Source organism: Burkholderia sp. BCC0419, assembly GCF_902830285.1.
Classification (GTDB): Bacteria; Pseudomonadota; Gammaproteobacteria; order Burkholderiales; family Burkholderiaceae; genus Burkholderia.
In genome coordinates this window covers 18,345-45,080 of sequence record NZ_CADESR010000008.1, presented here as the reverse complement: position 1 = coordinate 45,080, position 26,736 = coordinate 18,345, and the positions used below count along the sequence as shown (strand labels likewise).

The 26,736-nt window shown below is 66.7% G+C and carries 20 protein-coding genes; 12 read left to right on the top strand and 8 right to left on the bottom strand.

The genetic code is table 11. The features are described 5' to 3' along the window. Positions 1-17: 17 nt before the first annotated feature. The 5 genes from HWW87_RS28455 to HWW87_RS28435 are packed head-to-tail and all read left to right on the top strand — an operon-like array spanning position 18 to position 5,968. Entirely contained in the window at positions 18-269 is a 252-nt protein-coding gene (locus tag HWW87_RS28455; protein WP_047903457.1) for an acyl carrier protein, read from the top strand. Beyond that, a complete protein-coding gene (locus HWW87_RS28450; RefSeq protein WP_175823090.1) occupies positions 266-1,462 on the top strand; it encodes an acyl-CoA dehydrogenase family protein in 1,197 nt (398 codons plus the stop codon). Before HWW87_RS28455 ends, HWW87_RS28450 begins: the two co-directional genes overlap by 4 nt. After that, positions 1,459-2,433 (top strand): amino acid--[acyl-carrier-protein] ligase, encoded by a 975-nt coding sequence (locus HWW87_RS28445; RefSeq protein ID WP_175823089.1) that lies wholly within the window; start codon positions 1,459-1,461, stop codon positions 2,431-2,433. Before HWW87_RS28450 ends, HWW87_RS28445 begins: the two co-directional genes overlap by 4 nt. Beyond that, on the top strand, positions 2,430-3,485 hold the full coding sequence (locus HWW87_RS28440) for a DUF1839 family protein (protein ID WP_174429011.1): 1,056 nt from the start codon (positions 2,430-2,432) through the stop codon (positions 3,483-3,485). Before HWW87_RS28445 ends, HWW87_RS28440 begins: the two co-directional genes overlap by 4 nt. A gap of 29 nt (positions 3,486-3,514) precedes the next feature. Next, complete coding sequence (locus tag HWW87_RS28435) at positions 3,515-5,968, top strand: glycoside hydrolase family 2 protein (protein WP_244107355.1); 2,454 nt, start codon at positions 3,515-3,517, stop codon at positions 5,966-5,968. Between the two features lie 42 nt (positions 5,969-6,010). Here HWW87_RS28435 and HWW87_RS28430 read toward each other — a convergent pair whose 3' ends face one another. Next, positions 6,011-7,402, bottom strand: coding sequence for a sigma-54 dependent transcriptional regulator (locus HWW87_RS28430; protein ID WP_174388432.1), 1,392 nt, complete (start codon positions 7,400-7,402; stop codon positions 6,011-6,013). Between the two features lie 146 nt (positions 7,403-7,548). Next, positions 7,549-7,689: a hypothetical protein gene (locus tag HWW87_RS37015; protein ID WP_208449970.1), complete on the bottom strand. Its 141-nt coding sequence runs from the start codon at positions 7,687-7,689 to the stop codon at positions 7,549-7,551. Between the two features lie 985 nt (positions 7,690-8,674). Between HWW87_RS37015 and HWW87_RS28425 the strand changes: the two genes are divergently transcribed. Together HWW87_RS28425 and HWW87_RS28420 are read left to right on the top strand one after the other, a co-directional pair. Continuing rightward, a complete protein-coding gene (locus HWW87_RS28425) occupies positions 8,675-9,295 on the top strand; it encodes a drug:proton antiporter (protein ID WP_175823265.1) in 621 nt (206 codons plus the stop codon). After that, a complete protein-coding gene (locus HWW87_RS28420; protein WP_175823087.1) occupies positions 9,292-10,869 on the top strand; it encodes a mannose-1-phosphate guanylyltransferase/mannose-6-phosphate isomerase in 1,578 nt (525 codons plus the stop codon). Before HWW87_RS28425 ends, HWW87_RS28420 begins: the two co-directional genes overlap by 4 nt. Before the next feature lie 126 nt (positions 10,870-10,995). Here HWW87_RS28420 and HWW87_RS28415 read toward each other — a convergent pair whose 3' ends face one another. Beyond that, positions 10,996-12,288 (bottom strand): right-handed parallel beta-helix repeat-containing protein, encoded by a 1,293-nt coding sequence (locus HWW87_RS28415; RefSeq protein WP_175823086.1) that lies wholly within the window; start codon positions 12,286-12,288, stop codon positions 10,996-10,998. Positions 12,289-12,588: 300 nt separating this feature from the next. Here HWW87_RS28415 and HWW87_RS28410 point away from each other — a divergent pair, with 300 nt between their 5' ends. The 4 genes from HWW87_RS28410 (at position 12,589) to HWW87_RS28395 (ending at position 17,392) form a co-directional block, all read left to right on the top strand. After that, entirely contained in the window at positions 12,589-13,635 is a 1,047-nt protein-coding gene (locus HWW87_RS28410) for a glycosyltransferase family A protein (RefSeq protein WP_175823264.1), read from the top strand. A gap of 317 nt (positions 13,636-13,952) precedes the next feature. Then, positions 13,953-15,101 (top strand): glycosyltransferase, encoded by a 1,149-nt coding sequence (locus HWW87_RS28405; RefSeq protein WP_175823085.1) that lies wholly within the window; start codon positions 13,953-13,955, stop codon positions 15,099-15,101. Positions 15,102-15,128: 27 nt separating this feature from the next. Then, complete coding sequence (locus tag HWW87_RS28400) at positions 15,129-16,208, top strand: glycosyltransferase family 1 protein (protein ID WP_175823084.1); 1,080 nt, start codon at positions 15,129-15,131, stop codon at positions 16,206-16,208. Between the two features lie 131 nt (positions 16,209-16,339). Continuing rightward, positions 16,340-17,392, top strand: coding sequence for an acyltransferase (locus tag HWW87_RS28395; protein ID WP_175823083.1), 1,053 nt, complete (start codon positions 16,340-16,342; stop codon positions 17,390-17,392). A 43-nt stretch (positions 17,393-17,435) separates the two neighbouring features. On the opposite strand, the gene HWW87_RS28390 is transcribed toward HWW87_RS28395, so the two are convergent. From HWW87_RS28390 to HWW87_RS28370, 5 genes are all read right to left on the bottom strand, one after another. Then, positions 17,436-18,815: an oligosaccharide repeat unit polymerase gene (locus tag HWW87_RS28390; RefSeq protein ID WP_175823082.1), complete on the bottom strand. Its 1,380-nt coding sequence runs from the start codon at positions 18,813-18,815 to the stop codon at positions 17,436-17,438. Then, the gene (locus HWW87_RS28385) at positions 18,812-21,085 is read right to left on the bottom strand and encodes a polysaccharide biosynthesis tyrosine autokinase (RefSeq protein WP_175823081.1); all 2,274 of its coding nucleotides are present in this window, start codon (positions 21,083-21,085) and stop codon (positions 18,812-18,814) included. Before HWW87_RS28385 ends, HWW87_RS28390 begins: the two co-directional genes overlap by 4 nt. A 59-nt stretch (positions 21,086-21,144) precedes the next feature. Then, positions 21,145-22,371, bottom strand: a complete 1,227-nt coding sequence (locus HWW87_RS28380; protein WP_175823080.1) for a polysaccharide biosynthesis/export family protein — start codon at positions 22,369-22,371, stop codon at positions 21,145-21,147. Positions 22,372-22,480: 109 nt separating this feature from the next. Continuing rightward, positions 22,481-22,714, bottom strand: a complete 234-nt coding sequence (locus tag HWW87_RS28375) for a hypothetical protein (RefSeq protein ID WP_175823079.1) — start codon at positions 22,712-22,714, stop codon at positions 22,481-22,483. 362 nt (positions 22,715-23,076) lie between these two features. After that, positions 23,077-24,930, bottom strand: a complete 1,854-nt coding sequence (locus tag HWW87_RS28370; RefSeq protein WP_175823078.1) for an alpha/beta hydrolase — start codon at positions 24,928-24,930, stop codon at positions 23,077-23,079. A 534-nt stretch (positions 24,931-25,464) separates the two neighbouring features. Here HWW87_RS28370 and HWW87_RS28365 point away from each other — a divergent pair. Beyond that, a complete protein-coding gene (locus HWW87_RS28365) occupies positions 25,465-26,724 on the top strand; it encodes an oligosaccharide flippase family protein (RefSeq protein ID WP_175823077.1) in 1,260 nt (419 codons plus the stop codon). Positions 26,725-26,736 lie beyond the last annotated feature (12 nt).

Genomic DNA, 26,736 nt, shown 5'->3' with positions numbered 1-26,736 from the left:
GCACGCCGGAGCAGCACGTGAAAAACGAAATCAGAACTATCCTGAAGCACGTCGCCCACCTCGAAGCCGCGATCGATTCGATCGGTGACGGGGACGACCTCTACGAAGCGGGCCTCTCCTCGCTCGATACGATCCAGCTGATGCTCGCGATCGAAAAGCAGTTCAACATCGAGATTCCCGACGAGATGCTGAACCGCAACCTGTTCCGCAGCATCGACGCACTCGCGGACACGATCGCCACGCTGCAACGCTCCGAGCACTCCGCATGAGCGCGCTGCTTCCCGAACTCGCGTCCGACGGCGATTCGCATCGCCTCGACGAAGCCGCGCATGCCGTCGCGCAGATCGCCGCCCAGCATGCCGATGCGGTCGATCGCGACGCGCGCTGCCCCGTCGAGGCGATCGAGGCGATGCGCTCGCGCCGGCTGCTCGGCGCCCTGGTGCCGACCCATCTCGGCGGCGCTGGCGCGTCGCTGGAAGACATCGCGTCGGCCTGTTCGATCCTCGGCCAGGCGTGCGCATCGTCGGCGATGGTGTTCGCGATGCACCAGATCCAGGTGGCCTGCATCGTCGATCACGCCGCCGACCAGGGCTGGCACAAGCTGTTCCTGCAGCAGCTCGTGCGTCACCAGTGGCTGCTCGCATCGGCCACGTCGGAAGACGGTGTCGGCGGCAACCTGCGCGCGAGCCAGTGCGCGCTCGAAATCGACGGCGGCGGGTTCCGGCTGCACAAATCCGCGCCGACGATCTCGTACGGCGACTACGCGGACGGCATTCTCGCCACCGCGCGACGCGATGCGGACGCGCCGGCTTCCGAGCAGGTGCTCGTCACGCTGCTGCGCGACGGCTATACGCTCACGCGCCGCGGCGAATGGGACACGCTCGGCATGCGCGGCACGTGCAGCAACGGCTTCGTGCTCGACGCGCAGGGCGCCGCCGTGCAATGCCTGCCGGTGCCGTTCGCGAAGATCGCCGAGGAAACGATGGTGCCGGTCTCGCACATCCTGTGGGCCGCGGTGTGGATCGGCGTGGCCGGCGACGCGTTCCATCGCGCGCACCAGTTCTTCCGCGCGCAGGCGCGCCAGACCGACGGCGCACCGTCGCCCGCCGCGCGACGCATCGCCGAATCGCTCGCGCTGATGCAGGCGATGCAGGCCCGCGTCGACAACGTGCTGCGCCTCCACGCGAGCGCATCGGCCCGCTCGTGGTCGGCCGGCATGGCCTGGGCCGCCGAGATCAATACGCTGAAGACCTATGTATCGGCGACCGCGCTCGAAGTCGCGCAGCAGGCGATGATGATCTGCGGGATGGCCGGCTACAAGCAAGGCACGCCGTTCAGCATCGGCCGCCACATTCGCGACCTGCACGCGGCGCCGCTGATGATCAGCAATGACCGCATTGCCGCCAACACTGCGAGCCTGTTGCTCGCGCTGCGTCCCGCGACGCTGGAGAAACATACGTGAACGATCGCCTCGTCGTGCCCTCCGCCGCCCCTGTTCCCGCCGACGCACCGCTCGACCGCGCGGGCGTCAATCCGCTGCGCGACGCGCTGATCGATGCGGGCTTGCTGGTTTCGACCGGTATCCAGGGCCTGTTCGGCCGCAGCGAACGATTCGAGCGCGTGGTCGAAGCGCTCGACGCGTTCGTCACGCGCATCGGCGCCGACCAGCAGGCCGAAGTGCTGCGCTTCCCGCCGGCGATGAGCCGCACCGAGTTCGAGCGCAGCGAATACATGAAGAGCTTCCCGCAACTGGCGGGCAGCGTGCACGCATTCTGCGGCGACGAACGCCAGCACCAGCGCGTGCTGCAATGCCTCGACCGCGGCGACGACTGGACCGAAAACCAGAAACCGACCTACGTCGTGATGACGCCGGCCGCGTGCTACCCCGTGTATCCCGTCGTCGCGCGCGCGAGCGCGCTCCCTACAGACGGCCGGACCGTCGACGTGTTCTCGTACTGCTTCCGTCACGAACCGTCGCTCGACCCGACCCGCATGCAGTTGTTCCGGATGCGCGAGTACGTGCGGATCGGCACGCCCGAGCAGATCGTCTCGTTCCGGGAGACATGGATCGAACGCGGCACGCAAATGATCGAAGCGCTGCGCCTGCCGAATGCGATCGATCTCGCGAACGACCCGTTCTTCGGGCGCGGCGGCAAGATCGTCGCGAACAGCCAGCGCGAGCAGAACCTGAAGTTCGAGCTGCTGATTCCGATCGAGCACGACGACCGACAGACCGCGTGCCTGAGCTTCAACTACCACATGGACCACTTCGGGCTGCTGTGGGACATCCGCACCGCGACGGGCGACGTCGCGCACACGGGCTGCGTCGGCTTCGGCCTCGAGCGGCTCACGCTCGCGCTGTTCCGCCACCACGGCTTCGACATCGACGCGTGGCCACAGGCGGTCCGCGACGTGCTGTGGGGCACGCGATGAGGTTCGTTTCCCGCGACGGGGAAGACGCGTCGTTCGAGAGCGTGCGCCACCGCGCGCGCCATTACCGGCCGCACCCGCTGCACAGTCAGGAGATGGTCTGGAAGCAGACCAACTGCTATGTCGACATGTGGCTCGAGGTGCTCCGGTGGTGGGGCCTCAATCCGTATGCGGCGCTGCCGTTTACGATCGCGCTCGATTTCGAGGGCGACCAGTTCACGTTCTTCAAGTTTCCGCATGACGAGCTGGAGCGGCTCTACGGGATCGTCGTGCAGGAACATTCGATCTACGAACCGCTCGACCAGCACATCGAGACGCAGGTCGCGCGCGGCCACCTGATGATCGTCGAGGTCGACGCGTGGTTCCTGCCCGATACGCGCGGCAGCAGCTACCGCACGCAGCACACGAAGACGACGATCGGCATCGACGCGATCGACCGCGCGAAGCACCAGATCGGCTACTTCCACAACAGCGGCTATTACGTCGCCGAGGATTTCGACTACAACGGGCTCGTCGGCGCCAGTTCGCCGATGACGCTGCCGCCGTACGTCGAATGCGCGAAGCGGCGCTTTGCGCCGCTCGACGAACGCGCGCTGTGCGAAGCCTCGCTCGCCGCGTTGCAGCGCCACCTGCGGCGCCTGCCGGTCGTCGATCCGATCGCGGCGTTCCGCCGGCAGTTGCAGACCGACGCGCAGATCCTCGCGGAGGCGCCGCTCGAACACTTCCATGCGTACTCGTTCAATTCGGTGCGGCAGCTCGGCGCGAATTTCGAACTGTTCGGCCACTATGCACGCTGGCTGCAGGCGAGCGGCTGCATCGGGCCGTTCGCCGAGATCCGCGCCGCGTGCGATCGCATCGCGTCCGAAGCGATGGTGCTCGAATTCCGGCTCGCGCGCGCGTGCGCACGCGGCAAGGAAGAACGCGGCGATTCGACGCTCGAAGCGATCGGGGCCGCGTACACCGACCTCGTCGCGTGCGCGCGGCAGATCGGCGCGCCGCTGCGGCACGTGACGCCCGTGCGCGTCGACACGGCGCCCGTGTCGGCCATGCGGTGACGCGCGCGCGCGCCCTGCCCGCGTGGTCGATGCTGGCGACGGCCGCGGGCGCCGTGCGCGAACCGCGCGACCTCCCGGCCGACCACGGCGGCTGGATCGCGGCGCCGGTGCCCGGCACGGTCGCGCAGGCGCTCGCGCTGGCCGGCCGGCTCGACGAAGCCGCGTCGCTCGACGAGCGCGACCACTGGTACCGCCTCGAGCTGCGCGGGCGCGGGCCGCGCATCCTGCGCTTTCACGGCCTCGCGACGCTCGCCCACGCATGGCTCGACGACACGCCGATCCACCGCTCGGACAGCATGTTCGTCGCGCACGACGTGCCCGTGTCGCTCGACGGCACGCACCGGCTGACCGTCTGTTTCCGCGCGCTCGCGCCGCACCTGCGCGACGCGCGCGCACCGCGCCGTGCGCGCTGGCGCACGCGGCTCGCCGAACCGGCCGCGCTGCGCACGATCCGCACGTCGCTGTTCGGGCACATGCCGGGCTGGTTTCCGCCGTATGTGCCCACCGGCCCGTGGCGGCCCGTCGACGTGCTCGATCCGGCCGACGGGCCCGTTCTGGCCGATTGCAAGCTGCATGCGCGCGTCGAAGGCGACACGGGCTGGCTCGACGCGGAACTGACGTTCGCCGCGCCGCTGCCCGACGCGCTCGCGGCGCGGCTGTCGTGCGGCGACCATCAGGCGACGCTCGAACGGGCCGGCGCCGACCAACTGCGCGCAAGCATGGCGATACCGAACGTGCGCCGCTGGTGGCCGCATACGCACGGCGAACCGGCACTCTACGAGATCGCGCTGCATATCGGCGCTACGCGCCGGCCGCTCGGCTCGACGGGTTTCCGCACGATCGACATCGATGCCGGCGCCGACGGCAAGGGGTTCGGGCTGCGCATCAACGGCGTGCCGGTGTTCGCGCGCGGCGCATGCTGGAGCAGCGCCGCGCCGCTCGCGCTGCACGCGGACGATGCGACCTACGGCCGCCTGCTCGGGCTCGCACGCGACGCCGGCTTCAACATGATCCGCGTCGGCGGCACGATGACCTACGAGGCCGACACGTTCCACGCCTGGTGCGACCGGCTCGGGCTGCTGGTCTGGCAGGACTTCGGTTTCGCGAACTTCGATTACGCGCTCGACGATCCCGCGTTCGCGGCCAACGTCGATCGCGAAGCGAGCCAGTTCCTCTCGCGTCACGGCGCTTCGCCTTCGCTTGCGGTGCTGTGCGGCGGCAGCGAGATCGCGCAGCAGGCCGCGATGTCGGGGCTCGGGCCGAAGCAGCGCTTCCTCGAGCTGACGGCCGACCGGCTGGCCGGCCATGCGGCCGCGCACCGCCCCGATGTCCCGTACGTGCCCGATTCGCCCGACGGCGGCGTGCTGCCGTTCACGCCGCGCGAACGCGTGTCGCACTACTACGGCGTCGGCGCGTACCTGCGTCCGCTCGACGACGCGCGCCGCGCGGACGTGCGCTTCGCGAGCGAATGCCTCGCGTTCGCGAACGTGCCGTGCGATGCGACGCTCGCGGAACTCGGCTGGCCCGGCGTGCACGAGCCGCGCTGGAAGGCGGCCGTGCCGCGCGACCCCGGCACGTCGTGGGATTTCGACGATATCCGCGACCACTATCTGCAGACGCTGTACGACGTCGCGCCCGACCGGCTGCGGCGCGAGGATCCGGCGCGCTACTTCGAGCTGTCGCGTGCGGTGATCGCGGACGTGATGCGCGAGACGTTTTCCGAATGGCGGCGCACCGGTTCGCGTTGCGCCGGCGCGCTCGTGTGGCAGTTCCAGGACGTGATGCCGGGCGCCGGTTGGGGCGTGATCGACGCCGTGCAGCGGCCGAAATCGGCGTGGTATGCGCTGCGCCAGGTGCTGCAGCCGATCCAGGTGCTGCTCGTCGACGAAGGCCTGAACGGGCTCGACGTGCATGTCGTCAACGAGCGCCCCGCGCCGCTGTCGGCCGCGATCGAGCTGGTCGCGCTGCGCGACGGCCGCACGCCGGTCGCACGGGCCGGCTGCCCGGTGCGGATCGCCGCGCACGACACGGTGCGGCTCGGCTCGGCCGAGTTGCTCGGCCGCTTCTTCGACTGGACCTACGCGTACCGTTTCGGCCCGTGCGAACACGATACGGTCGTCGCGACGCTGCGCGCCGACGACGGCACGCTGCTGTCGCAGGCATTCCATTTTCCGTCCCGCACGCATCCGGCCGTGCTGGCACGTCGCGAACCCGGGATCGAGGCATGTGTATCGCGCACCGGCGACACGTGGCACGTCGACATCGACACGCGGCACGTCGCCCGCCACGTGCAGATCGACGCGCCGGGTTTCATGCCGAGCGACGACTGGTTCCATCTCGCGCCCGGCACGCCGGCGCGCATCGCGCTCATTCCATGGCGAATCGACGGGAAGCCCGCGGCGGCTGACGACCATGCGCCGCCCGCGGTGGAAATCCGGGCCGTGAACGCCGCGCGCGCGGTGCGGGCCACCCCGGCCGGCTGACACGACGCTCGCGGGCCGCCGCGAGCGTCAGGCTGCCGCGTATCAGTCGGACGAGCCCGTACCGCGCGGTCGCTCGATGCCGTACGCCTCCATCCAGCGATACAGCGTCGCGCGCGACACACCGAGTTCGCGCGCGGAAGCGGCGACGCGCCCGCGCGTGCGCAGCAACGCGGTTTCGATCGCCTCGCGCTCGATCGACTTGCGGATGTCGGCCACCGACGGCGACGCCGCGTCGAGACAGTATTCGAGCTCGAGATCCTGTGCGGTGATCAGGCGCCCTTCCGTCATCACGACCGCACGGCGCACGCGGTTGATCAATTCGCGGACATTGCCCGGCCAGTCGTGCTTGTAGAGCGCCGTGATCGCATCCGTCGAGAACCCGCGCACGCGATGGCGCGCATCGCCACGGAAGCGTTCGAGCATGTGGTGCGCGAGCAGTTCGATGTCCTTGCCGCGCGCGCGCAGCGGCGGCTGGTCGATGCGCATCACGCACAGCCGGTGGAACAGGTCGGCGCGAAAACGCCCTTCCTCCATCGCATCGCGCAGATCGACGTGCGTCGCCGACACGATCCGGACATCGACCGGCACCGGATCGCTGCCGCCAAGACGATGAATCGAACGTTCCTGCAGAAACCGCAGCAGGCTCGCCTGGCTTTCGTGCGGCAGGTCGCCGATTTCGTCGAGCAGCAGCGTGCCGCCGTTCGCGGCCTCGACGTAGCCGATCTTGCGCGCGTTTGCGCCGGTAAACGCGCCGCGCTCGTAGCCGAACAGTTCCGATTGCAGCAGATGCGGCGGAATCGCGCCGCAGTTGACCGCGACGAACGGGCCGTTGCGCCGCTCCGAATGACGGTGGATCGCGACGGCCGTGAGTTCCTTGCCGGTTCCCGTTTCGCCGAACACGAACACCGGTGCGTCGGTGCGCGCGAAACGCCGCACCGTATCGAACAGCCGCAGCATCGCGCTGCAGGTGCCGACGATGCCCTTTTCCTCCGATTCGAGCTGTTCGCGATCGCGCGCGAACAGGCATTCCATGCCGTAGGCATGGCCGACCGTATCGGCGATCCGCTGGTGCGACGCCGGCAGCGTGACGTAGTCGAAGCAGTAGTCGCGCAACAGCGCGCGCACGTTCGGCGAGGCGGTCTGGCCGACGTCCACGAGCGCCACCCAGACGACGTCGCGCATCGACGCGCAGGTCGACGCGATGCTGCCGATCGCATCGGCGTGGCCGCCGCTCAAGTCGAGAATGCCGCAGGTAATTTCGCCGGACGTGTCGCGCAGCTCGTTCGCATGCGCGACGACCGACACTTTCCAGTCGCGGCGCGACAATTCCTTTCGCAGCATCACGGACGGCGACTGCGTCCAGTAAATCAGCGGACGCTGCCCGTTACCGTTCCCCGCGCCGGCGCTCTTATCGCGCGTTATTGGCATATTCATAACGAACCATCATTTTCTGCACTCCGCGAACCGTTCGCGTGCGCTGCGGCCGGCGGCGCATGGCCACCTTTGCGCGCTGCGTTTCCGCAGCCTTGGCGAAGATCGAAACTGCACACGGCGAGAACCCCCGGAGGTCGAGCCGGATGTCATCCGGCCTCGTTGTCATCGAACTCGAACGGAATGCGCGACTGCAGGAGCCATGACATTCCGGCTTTGAAGCGACCCGCCGTCAGGCGGGGCACGTCGGCAAACGGAAACGCCGGCCGCATGTGCGTCGCGTCGTACACGACGGTCGCGCCCGATGCTGAACCGGAGGACTGCCAAACCGCGCCCGGATTGACCGCCCCATTTCATCCGTACCTGAATCTACACCCCGTTTCGAGTTGGCCTTGTTACTAAAAGATAAACGTGAATCAGTCGGTTACGCTGCCCGTGGCTCCCGCGCTGCACGCTTTTGACCACTGAGATTTGATTATCTCTGACCATTCCCGTCAATCAGTGGCAAATACTACTTTTCCGAAAGATTGATACTGCCGATTGCGCGCGATTTCCATCGAAATCTCCCAAAAAGCGAAGTACCGTGCTCCGCGGACCGCATAATCGTGCGCCTCGCCGGGTAGCCGCATTACATTGCGCCGTCGCTCGGGCCGCCCGGCCGTTACACGTCGTAATCACCGGCGCCGCGCCGCGCAGGCTCTTTTCGGCGAATTCCCGCCGACCGGCGGCCGGGATTCCGGGCGCCGGTCCGCGCGTCGTGCGGAGCAGCATGATGGCCATCCTTGCGCGATCTGCCAACCCGACCGTCTCGACCGGAAGCAGACGCATCGGCAGATCACCACGGCGGTGCAAGCGCGCGACCGGCAGCGTGCCGATGCGGGCATGCACGCCGCGCAGGATTGCGATGGGATGCGGGGAGATCACCTCACCCGGCCTGCACCACGCGATCGACGGCGAGCCTGTGCCCGGCACTCCCGCGCGCGGCCGGCCCGTCGTGAACGATCGCCATCCTCGGTCCCGTCTCCCGGTGCCTCGTTTGCGTGCGAGGTCGGCCGGCCGCGCTTCATTGCAGGCCGCCACGATGAATCAATTATGAAAAAGCACCGGCCTCGACGGTGTGTGCTACCGCACATTGCGACGCTCCCGTGGTGCGCGCATCGCCTCGTATCCCGCGCCGTGCCTGCGAATCCGGAGCATGAGTACGCTTTCGAACAGACCGCTACACCACGCATCCGGATGATGAAGATCGCCGCGCCGCATGGAACGATCGCGTCCATGCGACGCGGCATGCCGAAGGCATCACGCGAGGACAGCATCATGGAATGGCATTGTTGTGAATTCGAACATCTGAGCGCCGTCGATCTCTATGCAATCCTGCGCGCGCGCAACGCCGTGCTGGTGGTCGAGGACGCGCACACGCATCTCGACATCGACGGCAAGGACGCGGGCGCGCTGCACGTCTATGCGAGCGTGCGCAACGGCGACACCACGGAAGTCGCGGCCTACGCGCGCATCCTGCCCGGCGACGACGTCGATCCGGACGTCGTGATCGACAAGGTGCTGACGAGCGAAAGCTGCCGCGACGACGACACGCTCGAACGCTTGATCGGGCGCGCGCTCACTGCCGCGCAGGCCGCATGGCCGGACACCGCGGTGCGCACGCACGTCCCTGCGCCGCGTCAGGCGTTCTACAAACAGTTCGGATTCCGCAAGGCTTACGGACCGTACCTCGAACAGGGCGCGCCGTTCGTCGGCCTGATACGGTCGGCCGACCGTGCAGCCGGCGCGCTGCGCCACCTGCTGTCGCGAGCCGTTTCGATCTCGCGCAACGACGAAGCGCTCGCCGACGGCCGCGCTCGCACCCGGCTACCCGCCGATACCGGAGCGAATCGATGACCCGCACCCTTCGTCCGGTTCCCGAACCCGATCTGCCGAGCATCCTGCCGGTGATTCTCGCCGGCGGCTCCGGCACGCGGCTGTGGCCGCTGTCGCGCGAGCAGTATCCGAAGCAGCTGATCGAGCTGGTATCGAATGAGTCGCCGCTGTCGGCGACGGCGCGCCGCCTGAACGGCATCGCGAACGCGTCGCTCGGCGACACGCTGCTGCTCGTATGCGGCGAACAGCATCGCTTCATGAGCGCCGAACAGGTGCATGGCCGCTCGGCGCCCGCCCGCATCCTGCTGGAGCCGGCCGCGCGCAACACCGCGCCCGCGCTGACGCTTGCCGCGCTCGACGCGAGCGCGCTCGCGGACGATCCCGTGCTCGCCGTGATGCCGGCCGATCACGTGATCGTCGACGTCGGCGCGTTCCAGGACGCGATCTCACGTGCGGCGCGCTATGCGCAGGAAGGCGCGATCGTCACGCTCGGCGTGCTGCCGCGCCGCGCGGAGACGGGCTACGGCTACATCCAGGTCGGCGAACCGCGCTCGGGCCGCCACGGCAGCCAGGGCGGCTACGCGATCGGGCGTTTCGTCGAAAAACCCGATGCGACGCTCGCCGAACGCTATCTGCAATCGGGCGATTACTGGTGGAACAGCGGGATCTTCGTCACGCGCGCATCGGTCTGGCTGAAGGCGATCGGCGCGCTCGCGCCGGACATCCACGCAGCCTGCGAGAGCGCGTGGCGCGCGGGCGTCGCCGACGATCCGTTCTTCCGGATCGATGCGGCGGCCTTCGCCCCCTGCCCGGCGGATTCGATCGACTATGCGGTAATGGAGCGCCTCGCCGAACACCGCGAACTCGGTATCGAAGGCATCGTGGTGCCGCTCGCGGCCGGCTGGTCGGACGTCGGCACGTGGGACGCGATCTGGGAAATCATGCCGAAGGACGATCACGGCAACGTCGCGCGCGGCCCGATCGTGTTCGAGGATACGCAGGACAGCCTCGTGCGCTCGGAAGGCCGCCTCATCGCGTGCGTCGGGATGAAGGACGTCGTCGTGATCGAGACGGCCGATGCTGTGCTGGTCGCGAACAAGCACGACGTGCAGCGCGTGAAGAACATCGTCGCGCGCCTGAAGACCGACCGACGCCCGCAGGCGAGCGAGCACCGCAAGGTGCAGCGGCCGTGGGGCCATTACGATTCGATCGATTTCGGCGAGCGCTTCCAGGTGAAGCGGATCGTCGTCGAACCCGGCAGGCGGCTGTCGCTGCAGATGCACTATCACCGCGCCGAGCACTGGATCGTCGTGCGCGGCACTGCGAAGGTGACGCGCGGCGCCGAGACGTTCCTGCTGTGCGAGAACGAATCGACGTATATCGCCGTCGGCGAAGTGCATCGACTCGAGAATCCCGGCCGGATTCCGCTCGAAATCATCGAGGTGCAATCGGGCAACTATCTCGGCGAGGACGATATCGTGCGGTTCGATGATCAGTATGGGCGGGCGGTCGTCGGGACTGCTCAGCCACGGCCGAAGACGACTTCCGCGGAGCCGACTCCAGTCGTATCGCTCTCGGCCGGCGAACCAGGCTAACCGGACGAGCCTGAGGAAGAAGCGCAGGAACGCAACGCCGCCGTTCGATAGGTGCGTGCGAGTCGCTCCGGCACACTCACCGCGCGGTGCAGACGGCGCGAATGCCGCGCACCGCTCGATGCTCGATCAATCCATGCCGCGGTGCGACCAGCGCGGCCGTCTGACGGATTCGCGCACGCGCGGCAGCAGTGACGTATCGGCGCCGAGCGCGTCGGGCGCGCCCGGCGGAGACTGGCGTGCGCGCGCACACGGAGCGCCCCTTGACCGATTGTTCGTAGAAGGGCTCGCGGGCACGCTGGCTGCGCAATCCGGTTCAGGTCCGACCCGTAACGGCATGCCGCCGATCCCGGACAGCTGATTGTCCGCCAGCCGTATGTCCGACACGTTGCCCCACAACCGAATGCCGTCGAATCTCGCGTTCGAAACGCGATTGCCGGTCACGGTCACCCGCGACACCGAACCAGACCACGTGCTGACCTCGATCGCCGCCTGCTGCGTGAGCGGACGCGAATCGCTCCGGCCTGTCGCGGTCTGGATATCGGCAATCACGTTGCGCTCGATCCGGACGTCGTATGAGCCGGCAGTGCGGTTGCTGTCTTCCTGTGCGACGAGAATCCCGGCGCTGACCTGCACGTTGCGCACAACGTTGTTCGAAATCGTAACGTTCGCACCGCCGACGACGGTGATGCCACGACCCCACGGGTTGCCTTCCAGCGAGTTGCCGGTAATCATCACGTTGCGCGTCAGCACGCCTTCCGCCTGATAGCTCACCACGGCGATCATGTCGTCGCCGGTTCCACGTACGACGTTGCCCTGCACCAGCACGTTGTGCGAGCCGTGCGTCATGTGAATGCCGTCCGCCAGCGTCGATAGCACCTCGTTGCCGACGATCGCGACATCCGCACCGCCGAACACGAAGATGCCCGCGCCGGCGCCGCCGTCGACGATGTTGTCGAGCACCTGCACGTCGCGCCCCGTTACCTCGATCTTCGTCGACTCCGGTGTCGTGAGACGCGTCGTGCCGGTTCCCGTGAGCCGAAACCCGACGAGCGTCGTACCGTCGCCGCGCAGCTCGATCGTCTGATCGTTCGGCGCTGTGGCGATCAGCGTCGCGCCGAATCCCGATAGCACCGTACGCGCCTGCCGTACGACGAGCGAGCGGCCGACGACATAGCGCCCCGGTGCGAATACGAGCCGCTGCCCCGGCCGCAGCGCGTCGAGCGCGCGTTGCAACGCGTCGCCCTGATCGGCCGCGGCGGGGTCCGGACGCACGTACATATCCGGTACGTTCGCATGAAGCGCGGCCGGTTCGGTCCCGGTCGTTGCAGGCACGGCGAGTTCCGACCACGACAGCCCGCCCGCCATGCACGTGCCGGCGATCACGCTGTATATGAGCGACAGGCGTTGCAACTCATGCATATCGAATCGTTTCCCTGGTAATTCTACGTGCGCGTCGAACAGTACGCGCTGACGCGCAGACCGCGTGGCCCGCTCGCAACGCCGACGAAAGCGACGGCGCTCCCACGCTGATTAGATCACTGGCCGCGACCGGCTTCGGTGCGTCATCAGACCAATCGATCCAGCACCGCGTCGACCGCCCAATATTCCCCGCGCGATGCGAATTCCCGAACGGTAGGCTCGCGAACTGTGCGCTGCCGGGCGATCCGTATCATGGCTACGATTGTCCGCTCGCCGCTGCCGCTCGTCCGATTTCCGCACATGACCGACCTGACCATCGCAATCTGCAACTACAACCATGGTACGTACCTGCGCGAAGCGATCGACTCGGCGCTCGCGCAGACCGTGCGCGACGTTCGCGTGCTGATCGTCGACGACGGGTCGACCGACGATTCACGCGACATCATTCGTTCGTATGGCGAGCACGTGGTAGCGGTGTTCCAGGAGAATCGCGGTCAGGTTGCCGCGTACAACCGTGCGCTGGAGCATGTCACGTCGCGCTACGTCATCCTGCTCGATGCGGACGACCTGCTCTATGCCGACGCCGCGGCACGCGTGCTTGCCGCGTTCGCATCCGGCGATTTCGTGAAGGTACATTTCCGGCTCGACGTGATCGCGCACGATGGTGTGCGGACCGGTGCGAGCGTGCCGCAGTCGGCGGTCGATACGGATTGCGGCCGCCTGTTGCGCGCGGGCTGGCTGTATCCGTCGCCGCCTGCATCGGGCAATGCGTATCGGGTCGCCGCGCTGAAGCGCATCTTTCCGGTACCCGTCACCGCCGACAATCTGCATGGCGCCGATTTCTACGCGATCTACGGCATCGCGCTGCTCGGTGCCGTTCATATGATCGACGCGACGCTCGGCGGTTATCGCGTGCACCAGCAGTCGAACGCAAGCTCGGGCGACGGCACGGCACTCGCACTCACCAATTCGGAAGACGCGGCCACCGGCGCGCTGAAGGCCGAACGCCGCTGGTCTACCCTGCGCACGCTCGCGGGCACGCGGTTGCAGGAAGCGCTACCGATCGCCCCGCTCGACTTCGCCATCGAGAAGGCTCGCTTCGCGAGCATGCTGTATCGCGCGCCGCTGGCGCGCCGCTGGCGCTGGTTCCTGTGCGAATCCGGACGCTACTGGCACACCGTCCTGCGCAATCCGTTCTGGCGCCCTGCCAAGAAGGCGGCCGTCGCCGCGCTGTCGCTCGCATGTCTGCTGCCGTCGTCCGCGCTGAGCAATCGCGCGATCCGCTACCTGTCCAATCCGCTCGCCCGCGTGCGCAAGCTGCCCGCCGCACACACCGACGTGCAATGAACACCGCGCGATCGCGGCTGCGCCGGCCGAATCGCCTGTTCGGTTAGCCATCGCACCCAGTGCGTCCAGCATACGCTGCACAATGGTCCGGACCCGTTGATGAACGCGTAACGACGGATATTGGTGGCCGCGTGGCGCGACAGTGATGCCGGCTACGCCGGACGGGAAGCAATGGCAGTGACGACCATGCATTCATCAATCAGGAATGCGTAATACATCGGAGTTCCGGTGTGTATGGACCGCTCGCGACTTGACGATACGCCGCCCCATCGTCGCGCTGGGCAACGAACAGTGCGATCGAATCGAAAGACCCAGAGATGACCCAAGAAAAGATCGTTCATATTGCCGAGGCGTTTGGCGGCGGCGTGCTCTCGATGCTGACCTATCTCGCCAACCACGCCGCCGCAGCCGGCGTCGACGTGACGGTACTTCACTCGATCCGGCCGGAAACCCCGAGCGATTTTTCTACGCTGTTCCGGCCCGACGTGAAGCTCGTTTACGTAGACATGGTGCGCGAGGTTAACGTCCGGCAGGATCTGCGGAGCTTGCGCGCGCTGGTCCGGAACCTGCGTGACTGCAGGCCGACCGCAATTCATCTGCACTCGTCGAAGGCCGGCGTGCTGGGACGCATCGCCGCCCGGATCGCCGCGCCGAACGCGACGGTTCTTTACTCGCCGCACGGTCTGTCATTCCTGCGCTGCGACGTGTCTCGCGTGAAGCAGTTCGCGTATCTGAGCTTCGAGCGCATCGCGGCGCGCATCGGCGGCACCATTGTCGCGTGCTCCGGCAGCGAGCTCGGCGAGATCAACCGAAAAGTTCGCGCGAAATCGGCGGTCCTGGTGGAAAACGGCGTGAACGTCGCAGAGATCCCGCTTCGCCGAACGCGCGATGATCGCAAGGTTGTCATCGGGATGAGCGGCCGCGCATCGTTCCAGAAGAATCATGAAGCATTCGTACAACTCGCCGACGAGCTGCACGGCTCCGACGTCGAATTTCTCTGGATCGGCGGCAACGTGGCTGAGATCCCCGATTCCGCCCAGCGCCAGGCCGTCGCCTGCAGCGGCTGGGTGACCCGCGAGCGTGCGCTGACGCTCACGTCGGAACTGGACATCTATGTTCAGACCTCCCGCTGGGAGGGTATGCCGGTCGCGCTGATCGAAGCGCAGGTTGCCGGGATCCCGGCCGTGGTGACGAACGTCGTCGGGAATCGCGACGTGGTGATTCACGGCGTGACCGGCTACGTCGCGTCGACCCCCGACGAGATGGTCGGTTACCTGACCACGCTCCGCGACGACCGTCAGCTTCGCGAGCAGATCGGCGAAGCCGCGCGGAAACGGGCGATTCAACGGTTTTCGATGAGCGCGATCTTCCGGCAATGGCATGCGCTTTACGGACTGGGCACCGACGAGCCGCGCGTCGCCACGCGCGACTTCGAGCCGGTTGCCGCGGATCACGTCAAAGCCTGATTTCGATTTCGATATCCCCATATTGACATGATCGCTTTCAAGAAACCGAGGCAACTCGTATACAACGGCCGATTCACCACGCAGAAGACAACCGGCGTGCAACGCGTCGCACGCGAGCTGATCGCCGCACTGATCAAGTTTCAGCCGCAGGATCAAGTAACCGTGCTGGTGCCTCCGCAGCCCGGCATCGAAGTGAGCGGAGCGAAGACGGTCAAGGTCGGCTTTTACAAGGGCGTGGTCTGGGAGCAGCTGGTCCTCCCGTTGTTCGCGCGCCGCGGCCGGATCGTCAATCTCAGCAATTCGGCATCCATTTTCATCGGCAACCAGATCATCTACATGCACGATGCAGCGGTGTTCGACACGCCCGCGCATTTTTCGCGCCCGTTTCGCGTGTGGTACCGGATCATGTTCTGGATCCTGGCGCGAACCTCCGTCTGCGTGCTGACCAACTCCTATTTCTCGCGGGATCGCCTCGCGCATCACTGCGGGATTGCCGCGGAGAAGATCAACGTCGTGCCGCTCGGTGCGGATCATCTCGACACCCTGGAGCCGGACACAAGCGTGCTCGACAAGCACGCGCTGACTCCGAACCGGTTCGTGCTCGCGGTCAGCAGCATGAATCCCACCAAGAACTTCGGCCGGCTGATCGCGGCGTTCAGGCAGATCAACGATTCGTCGGTCGATCTCGTCATCGTCGGGATGCAGAACACCACGGTGTTCGGCAAGCAGGGCCCCATGGCGGCGGCGGAACCCAACATCAAGTACGTCGGCTATATCAGCGACGAACAATTGAAGGCGCTGTATCAGAACGCAGCGTGCTTCCTTTACCCGTCGATCTACGAAGGTTTCGGCATACCGCCGCTCGAGGCGATGCGCTACGGCTGCCCGGCGGTGGTCGGCAAATCGGCAGCCCTGCCGGAAGTCTGTGCCGATGCGGCGCTGTATTGCGATCCGTATTCGCAGGACGACATCGCGCGGAAATTGCGAAGCCTGCTCGATTCCGACGAACTCAGGGCCGAGCTCAAACGCAAGGGAAGCCTGCACGCGGAAAAGTATCGCTGGAGCAGAAGCGCCGAGATGATGAAGGAGATATTCGAGGGGCTGTAGGGCATCCGTCGAGTCGCACGACGACCAACTGTCCCCCATCGCACTGTCCTGGGCGTCGGCCCTCCATACAGTGAACGGACTATCCGACATCTCGGCGGTGCGGAACCTGACGGGCCGGCCGCCCCTTCATCATGACTGCACGCGAAACCAACCTCGATGTCGCCCGCGGCGCGGGAATCATTCTTGTCGTATACGGGCATGTGCTGCGCGGTGCCGTTTCCGCCGACCTCGTGCCGGCAGGCGCGGCCGACACGGCATTCGCGTGGAACGACTACGTGATCTACACGTTCCACATGCCGTTGTTCTTCTTCCTGTCCGGCCTGCACGTCTGCAGCTCGCTGCGCCGCACGCCGCACGGTTTCTTGTGGTCGAAGATCAGGACGATCGTGTATCCGTACCTGCTGTGGTCGATCGCGCAGGGTGCCGTGCAGATTGCAATGGCGTCGCACGGCACCAATCATCCGTTCACGCTGAACGACCTGCTGGCGATCGGCTGGCGACCGTTCGCGCAGTTCTGGTTCCTGTACGCGCTGATGCTCTGCATGCTCGGCATCCGGGCTTTCGCCGCGGCCGTGCCGGATGTGACGCGTGCACCCATGCCATCGCGGGCGCGCGACTGGCTCGCCGGATGCGCGGTGCTCGGGCTGGTGCTCGGTGCGGCGACGCACTGGGGCATCCTGTCGATCACGCTGATGAACGCACCGTTCTTCGTGGCGGGCGTCCTTGCGTCACAGGCATTACCCGGCTGGCTCGCGCGCAACAGCGGACCGACCGCATGCGCCGCAACGGCAACGGCGTTCGTCGCCGCAGTCGTATTCGCTCACGGCTTTGGTAGCGCGGCGAGCATCTGGGCACTTCCCGCCGCGTTCTCAGGCATCGGGCTGGCGCTGCAGCTCGCGCATCGGTATGCGTCACAGCCGGCACGCGCGGCATGGCTGGCGGCGATCGGTTGCGCGTCGATGCCGATCTACCTGACCCACATCTTTGCGATGGCAGCCGTACGGATCGTGCTGATGCGCGCCGGCATCACCAGTCTCGCAGTACACCTCGTGCTCGGCACGCTGGCCGGTGTCGCGATCCCGATCGCCGTCTATCTGGTCGCATTGCGGACAGGGTTCGCGCCGATTGCCGGCTTCCCGTCGTGGCCAGGGCGCGACACGGCGGTACGAACGCGTACCGCTTGAGCTTCAGGATCATCATCCTAAGGTCCGGACGTCCTGCGAGTGGCTATGCCGCTGCGCTGCCGCCCCGCTCGTTCGTTTCCTCGGCGCGCGTCCCGCGTCCGGACGCGGCATGCCTGGCGGAAGGCGCAACGCTCGCCGGCCGCTTCCCGAACCAGTGGAACACGATGATCGGCAGCACGATCGGCAGGAAATTTCGTCCACTGAACAGATTCGGTGTACGCATGATTTCCATCAATGACACGTAGAGCACGGCGTGCGCACAGCACCAGAACCCGTTGCCGCTGCGCCAGCCCGCATAGCTGCGGCCAACCATCCAGCCGAGCACGGTCGCGTCGAGCAACCCGAACCAGCCCCACTCGTAGAAGTGGACGAAGATCCCGGACGGATTGTTGAATTCCGGGTCTGCGTAGCTGTTCAGAAACAGGTTGAAGCTGTCGCTTGAATCGAACCACGGCTGGAACGTCGCGCCGATCACCGGAAAGCGCATCAGCCAGTCGAACGTGAACATCGGATGACCCTGCCCCCAGCCGAGCACGGCAAGAATCCCGGCACCATTATTCAGCGACGTCGAATAGTACAGGCCGAGCCGTTCGAGCGCGAAGTCGAAGATGTTGTCGTAGACATTAACGTAATAGGCTTCCCAAGACCGGTTGTATTCGTTCGCGATAAACAGCGCGAACAACAGCGGGATCGCCGCGTACGGCCCAAGCGTCAGCAGCCGCGAATACCGGCCGCGCAGCCGGAACCGCACGACCATCAGCGCGAGCGGCAGCACCATTTCGATCAACGCGAGGCGCTCCGCGAAGAGAAAGCTGCGCAGCAGCGTCAGCACCGCGAGCACGGCCATGTAGATCTTGTAGCGGTTCAGGCCTTTCACCGGGGTTCGGAACACGTAGAAATAAAGTGCGACGAACGGCGACGTCGCCTGCGTGAACGAACTCAACCCGGTGACGCGACCGATCTGCTGGAGCATGTCGTACGCGGTAGCCTGGCCATGCAGGAACTCGAGCAGCAGCGCCGGACGCGCGATGATTCCGCTCATCATCAGGAGATTGCCGAACAGCGCGAGTGTGAACAGGAAATCGAGCACGCGCGGCGGCACCTCGACGGGCGTTTCCGGCGGCCCGCGCCGTGTCCGCGCTTCGGTCGTCGCGAGCCACGCCGTCGCCGTCACCACCATCAGGAACAACGCGCCGACAAATGCGTAGTAACCGTCGAAATAGATCCGCGCAATCGACTTCTGGTCGCCCAGCAGACTGAGCGACAGCAATCCATACAACGGCAGGATGAACATCAGCACGAGCCGTGCCGGATCCTCCCACCAGTAACCCTCATAACCGCCCGCGACACCGCGCACACGTGCCATCCTGCGCACCGTCGCCGCACTCGATTGCAGCCCGGCACCGCCCGCTCTCCGGTTCATGACGCGCGTTCCACCCGTTGCCGCGGCGCCATCATCCCCGTCAACCCCGCCGCAGCCTGATGCGTGTTCGCATCCGTATAGCCGTAGTCGTACCGTCCCGGCGCGCCCTTGTAGTCGTTCAGGATCACGCCGCGCACATCGATATGCGCGTGTTCGAGCCGCCGCGCGCTTTCGTCGAGCTCCGTCAGCGTCGTCACGCCGCTACGCGCGACGAGGAATACCGTGCCCGCGAGGCGGCCGAGCACCAACGCATCGGCGACCGGCAGCAACGGCGGACCATCGAGCACGACCATGTCGTAGCGCGACGCGACCTGCTCGATCAATTCGGCGAGCGCGGGTTGCAGCAGCAGTTCGCCCGGATCGGGAACGACGTTGCCCATCGCAATGAAATCGAGGCCCGGTGCGACGCCGCGCTTGATTGCCTCGTCGAGCGCGTGGGTGCCCGCCACCACGTCCGACAGCCCCGGCGCGCGGCTATAGCGGAGCCGGTCGTGCAGCGAACCCTTGCGCAGATCGGCATCGATCAGCAAGACCCGCCGTTTCGCGGCACCGACGAGCGATGCGATATTCGCGGCGACGAACGACTTGCCGACGCCCGTTGTCGGCCCGGAGATCAGCACGACTGGATTCGATGCGGCCGGCATCGACAATTGCAGCGACGCGCGTAAACTACGCAGGCTTTCTAGCGCGGCGTCCTGCGCGTCGACCGGCGCGATCGACATGCGCGGGCCGCGCCGGCCGGCCTTCGACCTTGGTTCCGTAGCCGCCGCGATCGTGCTGTGCGGGACGGTCGCGAACACGGGCAGTCCCGTCGCCCATTCGATTTCTTCCGCGTCGCCGATCGTGCCGATGACACGCTGCCGGGCGATCACGATCGCCGCGCCAGCCAGCAGGCCCACCATCAGGAGGCCGACCACCGCAACCGCGCGATGCGGACCGACCGGCTGCTCGGCGACCTTCGCCGTATCGACGATCCGCACGGTACCGGTCTTGCTGGCACGCGCGAGGACCATCTGCTGCCGCGTATTGAGCAGGTTCGTGTACAGCGCGGTGTCGACGGCCACGTCGCGCTGCAGTTGCAGCACGCCTTGCTCCACGGTCGGCAGCTGCTGGATCTGCTTGCGCGTCGTGTCGAGCGAACGCTGCGCATCGGCGAGCTGCGCATCGACGGCCGCGACGGCCGGATGCTTCGGCATGAAGCGCGTCATCAGTTCCTCGCGCCGCTGCTGCAGCGTCTGCACACGCGTCTCGATGTCGACCGCCTGTTGGCGCAATGCCAGCGCTTCGTCGCTCGTATTGACCGTCCCATGCGATGCACGAAACGCGTTGAAGCGGTTTTCAGCTGCCTCCAGTTGAGCCTTCAGCTGCGGCAACTGGCCATCCATGTAGCGGATCAGCTTGTCGGCCGCCTCGGACTTGCGTTGCGTGTTCTGCGCCAGATACGCATCGCCGATCGCGTTCAGCACGCGACTGTCGTGCACGGGATCGGTGCCGTCGAGCGTCACGCCAACCATGTTCGACTGCTTGCCGCGCTCCGAGATCAGCGCGTTCTTCTGCAGCCACGTGGTCGCCTCCTCGTCGCTGTAACGCGTCAGGTCGAAACGTGCGCCGGGCTTGCCGGCCACGTCGCGCACGAACACGTCGATCGGCCCCTCAGGCGTCTCAACGTGTAGCGGCTGGCCGATACGGCCCTGCCATATCGGCCCTTTCCGGCCGAAGATGCCGGTACGCTGCAGCGTATAGGCGCCGTCATCGCCGACGGTCAACGCGAAGCGCTTGCCGAGCAGGCGTTTCGGCACGTCGAAGGTCGGCACGTCGATGCGCTCAGTGCCGTATACATATCCACCCGGCAACGGCGACGACAGCCCGTCAGCCGCGTTCACGAACCGCCACCCGATCAGCGGCAGGTAATGCGGCCGCGCGTCGAGCGCGAGGTTGGTGCTGTCGATCGCGCGGTCGAGCACCGCGCGGGATTTCAGTACCTCGATCTCGGTCGATGCATCCGTCTTCAGATCGAACACCGACGATGGATCGCCGGGCGGCGAAGTCTGCTTCGAATCGGTCTGGCTTTGCTCGACCTGGAACAGGATGTCGGTGCGGTAGACCGGGGCCGCGCACAGCGCATAGAGGCCGCCGGCGAACGCACCCGCGAGCGCCGTGCAAAGAATCAGGCGCCGGCCGCCATACAGCATGCCCCAGTAGCGGCGCACCGGATAGGACGGCCGCAGAATGCGTCCGCTGTGCGGGTCAGGCAGGGTCGAAGTGTTCATACAGCATCAGTCCCGTATGGCGCGACGCATGGTCGCGGTCACGAAATCCGCCGCGAGCATCACGGCGAAATGGCCTTCGCCGTCAGCGCACCTTGCGCGGACGATGGAATCAGCAGGTTCACGACGCGGCTCCAGCGCACCAGCGACGACGCATCGACGAACACGACATCGCGCCGCTCGAGCGGAAACTGGTCGGCAAGCGCAAACGACGCGGGGGAGCTGCCGTCGAGGTGGTACACCCGCGGGCGGTTGTCGGGGCCGCGGCGCACGACGAACACCTGGCGTGCGTCCGACGTGTACTGACTCACGCCGCCCGTGTCGCCGAGCGCTTCGCCGAGGCTCATCCGGCCGTCGGTCAACGTCAGCGTCGCGGGCCGCGACACCTCGCCGAGCACGAACACCTTCGCGTCGCTCGCCGCACGTACGCGCACGAGATCGCCGTCGCGCAACAGGATGTTCGACGGATTCACGCCCGCCGCGATCAGCGCGGGCAGGCTCACGTTCACGGTCTTGTCGCCGCGCGTCACCGAAACCTGCGAGCGGTCTGCCGTCGGGGTGAAACCGCCCGCGCGGTCGATCGCCTCGGGTAGCGTCATCGGCATGTCGTTGACGATCTGCAGACCCGGCGTGCGCACCTCGCCGTCGAGATAGACGCGCTTGCTGCGGTAGCTCTGCACGCGCAGCGCAAGCTGCGGCTTGCGCACATATTCGCCGAGCCGCTTCGTCAGCAGCGCGCGCGCCTGCGCCTCGGTCAACCCGGCCACGTGAACGAGGCCCGCATACGCGAACTGCACGTTGCCGTTCGCGTCAACCGTGTAGCCTGTCGCAACCGAGCTGGCGCCGACCCCATCGCCGCCGCCGATCGTCTGCGTCGTCGGCAGGTTCAACTCCGGGTGGTCCCATACGACGATGCCCAGCACATCGCCGGGGCCGATCGTGTACGGCATCGGCTTGCCGAACAGCCGCCGGATTTCCGCGTCGACGTCGGTCGGCCGCCCCGCATGGTGCTGCGCGACGAATGCCGGCGTGATTTCGATCAGATCCTCGCTCGACACGTTCTGCACGCCGTCGAGGCCACCCGAACCCGATGCGTCGGCGCTCACGCGCGCATTCGCGTCGCGCTCGGCCGGTGGATGGTAGGTCATGCCGGGCGACAGCGCGCATGCGCTCAGTGCGCACGCGGCCGCCGCGATCGCCATGCGCGACTGCCACGGTACGCGACGGGCGACGGCCCCGCGCGGCCTCGGCGTGCCGAGCGTCGATTCCGATTGCGTGGTGATTGACATGGTGTCCTTCCCAAACTGTGCGGTAACCCGCCGAACGCGGCGAATTCCGGTATTACGCTTGCCCGGCGCGGCTCGCATTGCATTGCCGCACCACCCTCTTCACCGCACGTCACTCCGTACGATTCGTCATGAACTTCTCTTCGTCGCTTTCGTCATTCGTCTGCATCGTGTCGGCCGGCTTTGTCTGTGCCGCCAGTGCGCAGACGCTGTCCAGCGCACCGTCTTTCGCGTCGTCGACGCTACCCGGCCAGGCGCCGCCACAACGTTCGGCACAAGCCGCTGTCGCAAGGGCGGCAGCCGAACCTGCCGCGTCCGCGTCCGCGGATGCAGCGCCCGCGTTCACGCGTCCCGCCGCGAGCGCCGCCGTTCAGCCCGACACGCGCGTCCGCGGCGCGTTGCGCCGGCCGCTCGTCCCACCGCGTCCGCATCGCGCGCAGGCGGCCAATACACCGGCCGACGACGTATGGCGTAGCGACACGTTGTACGCATCGCCCTACGCGAAATCACCCTATGAGAAGCCGGGTGATCCGGACTGACACATCCCGGCGTGGTCATGCCGTGGCATGACCGCGCATGCATCGATAAGGGATTGGACACCACGGCGACCGGCGCGTCTGTGAGCGACACCACCGAACGCCGATCTTCATACGAAGCCGGGATCGCCCCCGACGCGCCGGTGCAGGCAATACATGCGGACAGCGTGCATCACGGCCTGCCGACCGACACGTTCGCGTACGATCCTGCCGCTTCAAGCGCGGCAGGATCGGAGACGCGCACGACCGGCCTCGCCGAATCACGACCGAGCGCCTGCATGCAAAGCCCGATCACGATGTCCGTGCCGACCATGCCGTACACCGCGTGATCGACCTGCGGCTCGAGATGCAGCCGCGCGTGACGCGAGCGCCTGAACGCGTGCTCGATCGCACCGAAGTGGCGCCGCACATCGTCGATGCCGGGATCGAGCGCGCCGTACACCAGCGTCGTCCGGACATTGCGTTGCGAAAGCACATGCATCACGCCGCGTGGTGTGCCGACGCGCGGCTTCCAGCCGACGCGCGCGGCGGCCTCCTTCACCGGCACGCTGACCCGCGCAATCGCATTGGCGGCGACCGCCCGCACAATCGGCCGCAAGTCGCGCCGTTCGCGCACGAGGCGTTTCCACTTTTTCCAGTCGCGCACCGACAGCCAGTAGCCGCGCACCGAGTTGTTCCGCTGCTTCTGGACTGCCTCCAGCGAGAGCCCGGCCGGCCACACGAAGCGCGCCAGGTTGATCGCGATCACGCCGCCGAGCGACGGCGTCTTCACGGCCGCATGCAATGCCGCATAGGCGCCCGAACAGATGCCGGCCGCGAACACTTCCGGGTAGCCAAGCGCGCGCAGCCAGTCCGCGGCGGCGGCCACGTCGTCGATCGACTGCGCCGAATACACGACGCGCGACTGGTCGTCAGGCGCGGCGACCCCGCTGTCGCCCACGCCGTTCACGTCGATCCGCAGCGTCGTGACGCCGGCGCGTGCGAGCGTCCGCGCGAGCCGCACGCTGAAGCGCCCTTCTCCGCTGCGCGGATTCGTCGACGTGTTCGCGATCACGAGCGCCGGAGCGATGGGATTCGCCGGCCCCGTATCGGCGGGACGGCACAGCACGCCGACCAGCCGGTCCGGTCCTACCGCGACGACCTGCTCGGTCATGTCCGTCATGTCGAGCGCGACGGCCGATTCGCCATTCCATGGCGGATCAAGCGGCCGCGCCGGGTCGGTGCCGGCCCGCGCGAGCGGTGCCCGTTCGGCGATCCAGTTCGCGAGCGTGTCGATCGCCTCGAGCGGCAGGCGCGAGCGCGTACCGTCCAGCATCGTCGTCGACCATTCGCGGAACGAATCGGTCGCCACGTCGACGCCGCGCGCGACCAGCGCATCGCGCAACGCATGCCCGTCCCCCTGATCGGGCTGGATCAGCAGCATCGCGCCGGGCAACGTCGGTGCATCGCGCACGACGTCGCACAAATCGACCGCCTTCAACGCATCGACGAAATCGTCGGGAAAGCGGTGCCCGAGCACGTTCATGCACGGTTCGTCGTGATGTGCGGCGCGAATCGCCGGCGACGTGATGTCGAGCCACTGGCGATGCACAAGCGACAGCTCGCGAAGGTACGTGCGCCCACGCACGACGGGCGCGAACGCCGCCAGTGCGTCGACGCGCGGCGACGGGCGCTGGCCGTCGCCCGCGGTGGCCAGCATCGCGAACAGCGCGCCCGCGCGGATTCCGACGAGCGTCAGCGACGCGACACCGACCTGGTCGCGCAGCATATCGATCGCGTCGTGAATGCTGCCGATGCACGCGGCATACCGATCGACGTCGCGATCGTCGCCCGCAGAATCACCGGTGCACGGATAGTTGAATCGCAACACCGTGACGCCGTCGCGGGCAAGGCGCTCGGCGATCGCCCGCATGAACTTGTGCGTCCACGATGCCTCGTGGCCCAACGATTCGCACAGGATCACACCTTGTGTCGTCTGTCCTTCGTGCAGCCACCCCACGCAGCTCCCGAACATAATCGGCTTCAATCGGTACTCCTCGGATCGGTATTTTTATCGGACGCGGACGCGCGTTCCGGCGGCTCCACCGGAATGAGCAATTCCACGATCGTGCGACTGCTCGACGAACACGCGGCGGCGGCCCCCGCCGCGCCCCTGCGCGGCCCGCCCTGTTTCATGCGGTGCCCTCCCCCCATGCCCGCAGGAGGTGATGTTGCGTGCCCGAAGCGTCGTCAGACGGTTTGTGCCGTGAACCAAAACAGTGCGCTCGATTAAAGCACCCGGTTCAAGCGTCCTTCGGTGCGCCAGCTTACAAATAGATTCGTCACTGTCGCGATACGACGACGCGCGACGGCACGCGCGCACGGAATCCGCGAACGGTAGGCTCGCGAACACAGTCGTCCCGTGCGGCCAGTATCATGGCCGCCATACGACGATGTGGCCGTGCCCGGCGACGCCGGACGCGCCATCAACCCATGCAACCGGGTCAGCGCCGACCGGATGCACGCGCGCACCGCGGCCCCATGCCGCCGCACTGCGACACCCACGGCGCCGACCGAGCGAATGTCAAACCTCAAGAAGAATTTCCTGCTGCTGCTGACGTTGCAGATTTCGATGTACGCGGTGCCGCTCCTGATTGCACCGCTGCTGACGCATGCACTCGGACCCGAAGGCTACGGGCAGCTCGCGTTCTCGCTCGCCGTCATTGCGTATCTCACCAACTGCACGAGCTACAGCTTCGACCTGACCGCCACGCCACGCATCGCGCTCGCTCGCGACAACCGCGCCGAACGCTCACGCATCTTCTGGGCGACGCTATACGCGCAGATCGGCATCGCGGTGATCTGCTTCATCGTGCTCGTTGCGCTGACCTTTGCGGTCAAGCGCTTCGGCGAAGACCGCGACCTGCTGCTGATCGGGTTCGGGATGGTCGCCGGCGTGGCGTTCACGCCTGGCTGGTATTTCCAGGGAATGGAAAAGCTGCGTGCACTCAGCGTGATCCTGTTCATCGGGCGCATCGTGAGCCTGCCGGCCATGTTCGCGCTCGTGCACAGCCCGGCGGACATCGAGCGTGCGATGATCGTCAACGCGGCGGTGCCGACTCTGTCCGCGATCGCGCTGGCTGCCTATCTGTACTTCAACCGAGAAATCGACTTCGTGCGCGTCGGCGCGGCCGACATCGCCGAATCGCTGAAAGGCGGCTGGCAGGTGTTCCTCGCGTCGACGTCGATCGCGTTCTACGCGTCGACCAATACCGTGCTGCTCGGCTTCGTATCGGGCAACGTCGCGGCCGGCTACTTCGCCGCCGGCGACAAGCTGATCCGCGCGGCACTCAGCATGCTGCAGCCGCTGAAGGCCGCCACCTATCCACGCATCAGCTACCTGATGCGGCACGCGCGCAATGATGCGTTCTCGTTCCTGCGCAAGCTGTTCGTCGTGCAGGTCGCGATGGTGCTCGGCATCTCGCTCGCGATCTTCTTCGGCGCGCCGCTCGCCGTGCGCATCCTGTATGGCCCTTCGTACGAACCGACGGTCCAGGTGCTGCGCTGGATGGCCTTCATTCCGTTCATGGCCGGCATGACCGACCTGTTCGGCGTGCAGACGATGCTGCCGCTCGGGATGAAGTCGGCATTCACCCGAATCCTGATGTCGTCGGGCATTCTGAACATCGTGCTGGTACCCGTTCTCGCAAAGTACTTCGCCGAGCTGGGCGCTGCCGCCGCCGTGCTAACGGCCGAGGCTGCGGTCGCCACGGCACTCGCAACCGTCGTCTATCGCGCCGGGATTCCGATGCCCGGCAGCCCGGTCGCTCGACGAGGCTAGCGCACCGTTGGT